We start from the raw sequence: 9,673 nt of genomic DNA, 5'->3' as shown, positions 1-9,673 counted from the left end.
TCCTCTCTCCCCTTGCGCCGGCCCCCAAAGGAGGGTCCCTTTGGGCGGGGGGGCCCCCCCCCCTTTTCCCCCCCCCCCCCCCCCCCCCAACCCCCGCCCCCCCCCCCCCCCCGCCCCCCCCGGCCCGAGAAGAATCAGCGGTCTTCGTCGTCCCCGGACCACGCGCCGATGACCGGCGGCGGGGTCGCCTGGTTCGCGCCGAAGGCCTCGTCCGGGTCCGCCTCGATGAGGAACGACGCGTGCGTGTGCTCCTCGTCCTGCTCGCCCTGGGCGCCGTGCGGCGCCATGCCGCCGCCCATCCCGCCCGGGTTCATCGGCGGCGGCGTCTGCCCGCCGATGGTGCCCGCGGACGAGACGAGACCCTGCTGCGGCGCCTGCGCCGAAGCCGCGCTCTGGCCCTGGCCGTCGGCCGACGCCAGCGACGTCTCGTTCTCGGACTTCGAGCCGGACCGGTTGCCCTTGCCGAGGGCACGGGAAGCCAGCGCGCCGAGACCGCCGGCCGCGCCGCCGATGCCGAGCCCCATGCCGATCTTGCTGAGCGGGTTGCCGGACTGCGCGCCGCCGCCGCCCGGGGCGACGTGGCCCGTGCCGGTGGTGGTGCCCGCGCCGGCGCCGGAGGCCGGGCCGCCGGGCGCGTCACTGCCGAGCAGGGCCGCGTCCTGGCCGAAGCCGGGCGCGCCGCCGCCGTGGGTCGCGTTCGGCGTGAGGCCCGCGTGCTGCGCGTCGAACGCGCCGCCGTGGCCGCCGAAGCCCGTGCCGTTGGCGGCGAAGACCGCGCCGCCCGCGGCAGGCAGGCCCTGCACCGAGCCCATGTTGCCGACGGAGCCGACCGAATTGAACGAGATGGAGTTGTGCGAGCCCGTCGGCTTCATGCCGAGCGACTCCGGGCCGAAGCTCGGGGTCGAGTTGTCGACCTCGCTCATCGACTTGGTGTAGGCGTTGAAGAACGCGACCTGCTGCGCCTTGACGTCGTTGGCCGCGTCCGCCTGGGCCTTCTGGTCGGCGATCAGCGCCGCCGGGCCGCCCGCCAGCGCGGCCGCCATCGACTGCTTGGGGTCGTACTCCTTCGGCGCCGGCATCTTCTTGACCTCGGCGGCCGCCGCGGCCTGCCGGGCGAGCCGGTCGGACATCGTGTGCGCGGCGTCGGAGGCCTGCGAGCCCGAGTTGGCGATGGCCACCAGCGCGCCCTGCGCACCCGCGGCGCCGCGGCCGACCCAGGCGTTGCCCAGCTCGGAGATCGCGTTGTACAGGTGGTCGGAGGCCGCCTTCAGCTCGCTGCCGTGGTGCGACCAGGCCTGCCCGGTCGCCTCGGCCGTGCCGGGGTCGTTGTTGTTGACCGCGCCGTTGTACAGCTGCTGGCTCGCCTGCGCGTTCCAGTTCGGCGGGTTCGCGATCGCGCGGTCGCTGCCCATGTCGAAGCCGCCGGCGCTGCCGCGGGCGTTGTCGACGATGTTCTGCGACGCCGCGTTGTCGCCGAGCGGGACGAGCGAGCCCTGGTCAGCAGGGCCCGGAGTGGTGGACGCCGGCTGGTCGCTGTGGTTCGGAGCCATGACTGCGAAATCCCCTCTGGACTCAGGCGTTGCGGAACGGGTCGGCCGCGGCGTTGTCGATCTCGTGGTAGCGCGACATCGCCGTGACGATGCCCTCCTCGGCGGCCGAGTACTGGTCGAGCAGGTTCTGCAACGCCGAGGCGTAGGAGTCGTTCCCCCCGTCGGCGCGCTGGACGAACTTGGCGGCCATCGCGTTGCCGACCGGGTTGTCCCCGAGCTTCGGCGGCTGCGCGAGGGTGCCCGCGCCGCTGAGCAGGGCCTCGACGGCGTCCTTGCCCGTGCGGATCTTGTTCAGCACGGTCTGCGCGGCGTCGGGGTCGATTCCGACCTGACCCGCCGCGGCCGCGGCCTTGAAGGCGTTCGCGTCGGCGCTGCTGTTCCCCATCTGAGCTCTCTCCCGTTCCCCCGACCCGGTCACCGCGGGCACGAATGGTCTTCGCATAGGTTAACGCACGTGATCAGAGCCTATGACGCAAACTTCGTCACCGGGGTTCCACGGATCCGGTAGTTGCGGTGAACGGTCGGTGAACTAGGACGTGTAGACCTTCGGGTCCAGCGTCCCGATGTAAGGAAGGTCCCGGTAGCGCTCGGCGTAGTCCAGGCCGTACCCGACGACGAACTCGTTCGGGATGTCGAAGCCGATGTACTTCACCGGGACGTCCACCTTCACCGCCTCCGGCTTGCGGAGCAGCGAGACGACCTCGAGCGACGCGGGGTTGCGGCTGGCCAGGTTCTTCAGCAGCCACGAGAGCGTCAGGCCCGAGTCGACGATGTCCTCGACGATCAGCACGTCCCGGCCCGCGATGTCGCGGTCGAGGTCCTTCAGGATGCGGACGACTCCGGACGACGACGTCGCCGAGCCGTAGGAGGAGACGGCCATGAATTCCAGCTGCGTCGGCAGCGGCAGCGCACGGGCGAAGTCGGTCATGAACATGACCGCGCCCTTCAGGACACCCACCAGCAGGAGTTCACCCTGCCCGTTGGCCGGATAGTCGGCGGCGATCTGCGCCGACAGCTCCGTGATCTTGTCCTGGATCTGCTGCTCGGTGACGAGCACGGAGGCGATTTCGCCCTCGTACACGGGTCAGTCCCCTCGGGTGGTGGGTTGGGAGATGACGCAGAGCCTGCCATGCGCCCGGCGCGCTTCCAAGTTGCCCGGCAACCAGACACCGCCCTGACCACGCCACCGGGCGACGAGCGCGTCGACCGCGCGCAGGTGCGCGTCGGTGAGCTCGCGCACCCCCGACGCCAGCAGCCACCTGCGGAGAACCCGCCGCCGGAGGGCCGCGGGCTCGGCCGCGAGCACCGCGACGTCCAGACCTTCGACGCCGCCCGCACGGGTGAAGATCAGCTCCGCCGATGTGTCCAGCGCCTCACTGTCCTCACGCAGCTGCGCGGCGGTGCGGGCGAGCGCGGCGGCCACCCCGCCGTTGAGGACGTCTTCCAGCAACGGCAGGACTTCGGTGCGCAACCGGACGCGGGTGAAGCGCGGCTCGGTGTTGTGCGGGTCGTCCCAGGGCTCGACGCCGAGCTCGGCGCACGCGGCCCGGGTGGTCGCGCGCGGCACCGCGAGCAGCGGGCGGCCCCACGGCGGGTCGTGCGGCCGCATCCCGGCGACGCTGCGGGGGCCGGAGCCGCGGCCGAGCCCGAGCAGGACGGTTTCGGCCTGGTCGTCGAGGGTGTGGCCGAGCAGCACGAGGTCGTGCCCGGCCAGCGCGCGGTAGCGGGCCTTGCGGGCGGCGGCTTCCGGGCCGCCGGGACCGCTGACGTCGACGCGGCGCACTTCGGCTTCGTCGGCGCCCAGGGATTTCGCGGCCGCAGCGGCGTCGCGCGCGATCTTCGCCGAGCCGTCCTGCAGGCCGTGGTCGACGACCAGCGCGCGGATCCGGTGGCCGCGGTGACGCCCGACGTACGCCGTCGCCTCGGCCAGCGCCAGGGAATCGGCGCCGCCGGACACCGCGACGCACAGCTCGGCCGGCGCTTCGACGCTCTCCAGGAACTCCCGGACGGCCCGGCGGACGGCCGCGACCGCCGGCCCGGTCATCCGTGCAGGCGCCGGACCCACGCCGCCGGATCCGCGATCTCGGCGCGCGACGGCAGGGTGTTCGGCGACCGCCAGACGGCGTTGAAGCCCTCCATGCCGACAGCGTCCACAACGTGCTTCGTGAACTTCGCGCCTTCTTCGTACTGACGGATCTTCGCGTCGACGCCGAGCAACGCGCGCAGCAGCCGGTCGAAGACACCGCCGCCCTTGCGCCGGGCGGTGAAGCGCGCGCGGATCGTGTCGACGCTCGGCACGACCTGCGGGCCGACGGCGTCCATCACGTAGTCGGCGTGGCCCTCCAGCAACGTCGAGAGCGCCAGCAGCCGGTCGAACACCGCGCGTTCCTTCGGCGACTGGAGCAGCTCGGCGAGGTTCAGCTTCGGGCCCTGCTTGATCGCCTCGGGCAGCCGGCCGACCAGGTCGGCGAGGCTGTCGGAGCCGCCGCCGGCCAGCCCGGAGACGAGCCGCTCGACCTCGTCGGCGAAGTAGTCGCGCAGCCAGGTGACCGCGGTGAACTGCAGCCGGTGGGTGCACTCGTGCAGGCAGACCCAGAGCCGGAAGTCGTGGCCGGGGACGTCCATCGCGCGTTCCGCGGCGACGACGTTCGGCGCGACCAGCAGCAGCTGACCCTGTCGTTCGGGACCACCGAAGGGGTCGTACTGGCCGAGCACGCGGCTGGCGAGGAAGGCGAGCACCAGCCCGGTCTGCACGCCGGCGCCACCGGCCAGGATCGGCCCGAACGGCCCGCCCTGCTGCGGCAGCGCGCGCCCGGTCAGCGCGTCCAGCCCGGCCGCGGCCGACCGGACCCAGCCCGGACGGTCGACGACTTCGCCGGGCAGCAGCGGCAGGTCGAGCCCGAGACTCGTCAGCTGCCGGACGTGCCCCTCGGCTTCCATGGTCAGCTCGCGCAGGTCGGTGACGGCCTCTTCGGCCTCTTCGCGGGGGACCTGCGGGCCGCCGCGCACGAGCAGCGCGCCGGTCTGCGCGGCGAGCGACCAGTCGACCATCGGCCGGGTCTCGGTTTCCTGACTCACCCTTCCGACGCTACCTGCCCCGGGCGGGTTTCCGGCCACGACTTCCGCACGCTTCGCACACGGAGAGGTGCCGGATCAGGCGCACCCGCACTTGCGCAGGCTCGTCGCGAGCGCGTCGATGGCGTCCCGCCCGGGTTCGGTGTCCGAGTCGTTCGACATGAACGCGAACACCAGCACCCGGCCGTCCTGGTCGAGGACCAGCCCGGCGAGGGTGTTGACGCCGGTGAGCGTGCCGGTCTTCGCCCGCACCCAGCCGCGCCCGGCTTGCGACGCCGGGGTGTCGAACCGCTTGTCGGCGAGGGTGCCCGAACCGCCGGCCACCGGGAGACCGGCCAGCACCGCGCGCAGCTTCCCGGTGTTCGGGTCCTTGCCCTCCGGGGCGGCCGCGGACCCGAGCAGCTGGGTGAGCAGCCGCGCCGGGATCCGGTTCAGCGACGAGATGCCGCTGCCGTCGGACAGCTGGACGCCCGAGACGTCGAAGCCGTGGTCCTTGAGCACCTTGGCGGTCGCCGCGGCGCCACCGGCGTAGCTGGCTTCCTCGCCGTTCGCGAGCGCCACCTGACGGGCGATCGCCTCGGCGAGGACGTCGTCGGACAGCACCATCAGGTCGGAGACCAGCTCGGTCAGCGGGGCCGACTTGACCTCGCCGACCACCTTCGCGCCCTGGGGCGCGGTCGCCTGGCCCCCGGCCGAGGCGCCGAGCTTGGACGCGATCGACGAGGCGAGCGCGCTGCCCGCGTTGGCCACGCGCTGCGAGTTGTTGTCCTTGGGGCCGATCCGGCCGCCGTCGGCCATCACCGGCGACATCTGCGTCGCGTACGTCGACGGCGCGTCGCCGGCTTCCCAGCCCGGCGCGGTGGTCGGGCCCTTGAAGAGGCTGAGGTCGACCTGCACCTTCTTCACCCCCGGCACGGCCTTCTTGACCTGCGCGACGAGGTCGTCGACGTGCGCGGCGCCCGGGTACAGCGGCGACTCGGTGCCCAGCGGCAGGTTGGTGAGGGTCGTGTCGCCCCCGCCGACCAGGATCACCGTGCCCGGGTCGGCGCCCTGCACGATCTTGGTCGACAGCCGCAGGTTGTGGTCGAGCGAGAGCAACGCGGCGGCCGAGGTGAGCACCTTCGTCGTCGACGCGGGCGTCACCGGCGTCGACGAGCTGCGGTCCCACAGCACCGAGCCGCTCACCGGGTCCATCACGCTGCCGGTGAGCTGGCCGAGGGCGCCGTTGCCGGCCGCGGCGGCCAGCGCGGACTTGACGCCGTTCGCGGTCGGCGCCTTCCCGGCCGTCTCCGGGCCCTGCAGCTGACGCGTCGCGGCGACCGGCTCCGGGCTGTCCCCCTTCGGCGCGTTCGGCGCCCACGGCAGGCCCAGCCGGTTCGACACCTTCGGCATCGCCGCGGCGACGCCGCCGCCGGCCAGGACCAGCAGGACGACCACGACGAGCGCGATGATCTTGCCCTTGCGCCGCTTCTTCGGCGGTTCTTCGGCGGCAGCGGGTTCGGCAGGCGGCTCCGGCCGCGGCGGCTCGGCGGGCGGCTCGCTGCGCGGCTGGGGCTGCTGCTGGAAGGCGGCGGGGAACTGGGTGGGCCGTTCGATCCCGACGGTCGCCTCGGCGTCGAACCGCTGCCCGTCCGGCTCGATCCGCTGCGGCCGGGCGAGCGAGCCCACCGACGCCGAGGGCACGACCCCACGCGGCGGTTCGGGCGGCAGGCCGGGACGGCGCTCGCCGGGTTCGGCCGGGCGGTCGACCGTGCGGTTCTCGCGCAGCTCGATGCGCTGGGCCCAGGGCGCGTCGGCCTGCTGGGGCTGGTGCTGCTGGGCCGGGTCCGGGCGCAGCTGCTGAGTCGCGTCGGACCGCTGCTGGGACGCCTCGGGGCGCTGCTGCTGAGCTGGGTCCGGGCGCTGCTGCGGTGCGTCAGCGCGCTGCTGCTGCGGCTCCTCGCGACGTTGCCCTTCGCCGCGTTGCCCTTCGCCGCGCTTCAACTGCTCTTCGCGGCGCTGCTGCTCCTCCCGCCAGACCTGCAGCTCCTCCCGCCACTGCTGGGGCTCCTCACGGCGTTCCTGCTGCTCACCGGGCCAGACGTTGCGCTCGACCGGCACCACCGGCGCCGGCTTCTTCTCCACCTCGATGAACTGGGTGCTTTCGCCGACCGGCGCCGCTTCGGCCGGCTTCGGCTTCTCCACCTCGATGAACTGCGTGCCCACCTCGGCCGGGGGCTGCTTCGGCTCGCGGCTGCCGAGGCGGTCGGCGAGGTCCTGCTTCGCCGGGGTCGGCGGCGGCGGGGGCTCCTCGGCCGGCACGTTCAGGCCCGGGATCGGCTCGGGCGGCACGTTCGGCGCGAACCACGAGCCCTTCGGGGCCTCACTGCCTGTGACCTTCGGCACGCCGGCCTGGTCCCCGGTCGCCTCGGGCGGGTCGGGCAGGGACATCGGAGTGGTCTTCCGCGCGCCGGACGACGAGCGGTCTTCGTCCGACGAAGGCCACATCGGCTGGTCGTTTTCCGGCACCCACCACTCCTTCTCACCTGCCCCGGAAGGGGCCAAGCTCACATGCCGCGTGGCCGACATCGATGCGACCCCGCGCCACGGCGTAGTCCACACTAGGAGACGTCAAGACAGTCATTGAGGTTGCCGCCCGCGACGTGCGGTGTGCCCGGATCTACGAAGAAGCAGCGAGGACGCCGTGGAGTTCGACGTCACGATCGAAATCCCCAAAGGGGAGCGCAACAAGTACGAGGTCGACCACAAGACCGGCCGCATCAAGCTGGACCGGACCCTGTTCACGGCCACGCAGTACCCGGCCGACTACGGCTTCATCGACGACACCCTCGGCCAGGACGGCGACCCGCTCGACGTGCTGGTGCTCGTCCAGGAGCCGACGTTCCCGGGCTGCCTGATCCGCTGCCGCGCGATCGGCATGTTCCGGATGACGGACGAGAAGGGCCCGGACGACAAGGTCCTCGCGGTCCCGACGAACGACCCGCGCCTGGAGCACCTGCGCGACATCCACCACCTGAACCAGTTCCACAAGCTGGAGATCCAGCACTTCTTCGAGGTCTACAAGGACCTCGAGCCCGGCAAGAGCGTCGAAGGCTCGAGCTGGGTCGGCCGCACCGAGGCCGAGGCGGAGATCGCCCGGTCGTACGAGCGGGAGACCGACCGGCTGGCCAAGGAAGCGGCCAACGGCGAAGCCGCCCACTGATTTCACGCGAAAGAGGCCCCTCGGGATCCGAGGGGCCTCTTCGTGTTTCAGCGGGTCAGTGCGCCAGGGCCAGCGCGGCCGGGGCCTCCTCGGCCTCCGCGCGCTGCTCCATCGCGGACTTGTCCGAGAGCGGCTTCTCCTTGAGGAACCACACCAGGGCGAACCCGACGGTCAGCACGATCCCGCCGACCAGGAACACCGTGCTCATCGACTCGGCGAAGCCCTGCAGGATCGGGCGGGCCAGCGTCGGGTCGAGCGTGGACAGGAACGACGTGTCGTTGACGTCCAGGCCGTTCTTCATCTGCTGCGCGAACTCCGGGTGCTGGGCCAGCGCCGCGGCGTAGGCCGGGGTCGCGATCGCCGAGCGGACGGCGCCGGCGATCTTGTCACCGACCGTGCCGAACAGGATCGAGAGGAACACCGCGGTGCCCGCCGTGCCGCCGATCTGCCGGAAGAACGTCGCCGCCGAGGTGGCGACGCCGATGTCCTGCGGCCGGACGTCGTTGGTCGCGGCCAGCACCAGCGTCTGCATCGAGGCGCCGAGGCCGAGACCGATCACGAAGGCGATCACCATGACCAGGCTCAGCGAGGTGTCGACGGTGATCGTCGACAGCGCGAACAGCGCCGCCGCCATCAGGCCGATGCCCGCCACCGCGAACATCTTGTACCGGCCGGTGGCCGAGATGATCCGGCCGCTGGTCAGGCTGGCGATCATGATGCCGAGCGTCAGCGGCAGCATCTGCAGGCCGGCCTGGGTCGGCGTCGCGCCCTTGACGATCTGCAGGTAGAGCGGCAGCGACATCATCGCGCCGAACATCCCGGCGCCCTGCACGACGGTGACCAGCGTGGCCATCCGGAACACGGGCCGCTTGAACAGCCGCAGCGGCAGCAGGGCGGCGTCGCCCATCCGGCGTTCGATCCAGACGAAGGCGGCCACACCCAGCGCGCCGATCACGTACATCGCGACCGAACCGGCCGAGCCCCAGCCCCACTCGCGGCCCTGCTCGGCGACGATCAGCAGCGGCACCAGGCCGGTGGCCAGCGCGACGGCGCCCCAGTAGTCGACCTTCTGGTTCACGCGGGTGTGCGGGAGATTCAGCACCTTGGAGACGACGACCAGCGCGGCGAGCGCGATCGGGACGTTGACCAGGAACACCCAGCGCCAGCCGGTGATGCCGGCGAAGGAGTCGATACCGGCGAAGAAGCCGCCGACGACCGGGCCCGCGACGCTCGAGATGCCGAACACCGCCATGAAGTAGCCCTGGTACTTGCTGCGCTCACGCGGCGCGGTGATGTCGGTGATGATCGCCAGCGCCAGCGACATCAGGCCACCGGCGCCGAGGCCCTGGAAGGCGCGGAACGCGGCGAGCTCGTACATCGACGTCGCCATACCGCTGGCGAGCGAACCGACCAGGAACAGCGAAATCGCTGTCAGGTACATGGGTTTGCGGCCGTAGAGGTCGGACAGCTTGCCGTACAGCGGGGTCGAGAGCGTCGCGGTGATCAGGTACGCCGTGGTGGCCCAGGCCTGCAGCGACAGGCCGTGGAGCTCGTCGGCGATGGTGCGCATCGACGACGACACGATCGTCTGGTCGAGCGCGGCGAGGAACATGCCGAGCATCAGCCCGGACAGGATGGTCAGGATCTGGCGGTGGGACAGTCGGCCTTTCGTAGCGGCTGCTCCTTCCGCCGTGGTGGTGTCGCTCATGGTGGTCTCCCTCAGCCTTCGTCGCAGTTGCTTGTACCTCTCAACTACTTGCCTCAGCCAAGTATTCCGCGGAAGCTTGTATGATGCAATCAAGTTTTCTGTGAGCCCCGTCTCCCGGCCACGGACACGCCGAAGGCG

At 72.0% G+C, this 9,673-nt stretch carries 8 protein-coding genes; 1 reads left to right on the top strand and 7 read right to left on the bottom strand.

Annotation, left to right across the window (positions count from 1 at the left end; translation table 11 throughout):
* Nucleotides 1-134: 134 nt before the first annotated feature.
* The 6 genes from ACZ63E_RS03975 to dacB all read right to left on the bottom strand — a co-directional run bounded on the left by ACZ63E_RS03975 (nt 135) and on the right by dacB (nt 7,133).
* Entirely contained in the window at nt 135-1,550 is a 1,416-nt protein-coding gene (locus ACZ63E_RS03975) for a hypothetical protein (RefSeq protein WP_465334087.1), read from the bottom strand.
* A 22-nt stretch (nt 1,551-1,572) separates the two neighbouring features.
* Nucleotides 1,573-1,935, bottom strand: a complete 363-nt coding sequence (locus ACZ63E_RS03970) for a hypothetical protein (protein ID WP_465334086.1) — start codon at nt 1,933-1,935, stop codon at nt 1,573-1,575.
* A 144-nt stretch (nt 1,936-2,079) separates the two neighbouring features.
* On the bottom strand, nt 2,080-2,631 hold the full coding sequence (gene hpt / locus ACZ63E_RS03965; RefSeq protein ID WP_257918091.1) for a hypoxanthine phosphoribosyltransferase: 552 nt from the start codon (nt 2,629-2,631) through the stop codon (nt 2,080-2,082).
* A 3-nt stretch (nt 2,632-2,634) separates the two neighbouring features.
* Nucleotides 2,635-3,594, bottom strand: a complete 960-nt coding sequence (gene tilS / locus ACZ63E_RS03960) for a tRNA lysidine(34) synthetase TilS (RefSeq protein ID WP_465334084.1) — start codon at nt 3,592-3,594, stop codon at nt 2,635-2,637.
* Nucleotides 3,591-4,601, bottom strand: coding sequence for a zinc-dependent metalloprotease (locus ACZ63E_RS03955; protein WP_465334369.1), 1,011 nt, complete (start codon nt 4,599-4,601; stop codon nt 3,591-3,593). The genes tilS and ACZ63E_RS03955 overlap by 4 nt, the downstream gene beginning before the upstream one ends.
* A gap of 102 nt (nt 4,602-4,703) precedes the next feature.
* Nucleotides 4,704-7,133: a D-alanyl-D-alanine carboxypeptidase/D-alanyl-D-alanine endopeptidase gene (dacB, locus tag ACZ63E_RS03950; protein ID WP_465334083.1), complete on the bottom strand. Its 2,430-nt coding sequence runs from the start codon at nt 7,131-7,133 to the stop codon at nt 4,704-4,706.
* A gap of 175 nt (nt 7,134-7,308) precedes the next feature.
* Between dacB and ACZ63E_RS03945 the strand changes: the two genes are divergently transcribed.
* On the top strand, nt 7,309-7,827 hold the full coding sequence (locus ACZ63E_RS03945) for an inorganic diphosphatase (protein WP_465334081.1): 519 nt from the start codon (nt 7,309-7,311) through the stop codon (nt 7,825-7,827).
* Nucleotides 7,828-7,882: 55 nt separating this feature from the next.
* Here ACZ63E_RS03945 and ACZ63E_RS03940 read toward each other — a convergent pair whose 3' ends face one another.
* Nucleotides 7,883-9,535 carry an MDR family MFS transporter gene (locus ACZ63E_RS03940; protein WP_465334080.1) on the bottom strand — a complete coding sequence of 551 codons (1,653 nt, stop codon included), beginning with the start codon at nt 9,533-9,535 and terminating at the stop codon, nt 7,883-7,885.
* Between the last annotated feature and the right edge of the window lie 138 nt (nt 9,536-9,673).

The sequence above is a fragment of the Amycolatopsis sp. NPDC104819 genome (assembly GCF_055583145.1).
The sequence above is the reverse complement of the archived record's forward strand: the minus strand, read 5'-3'. Positions and strand labels throughout refer to the sequence as shown.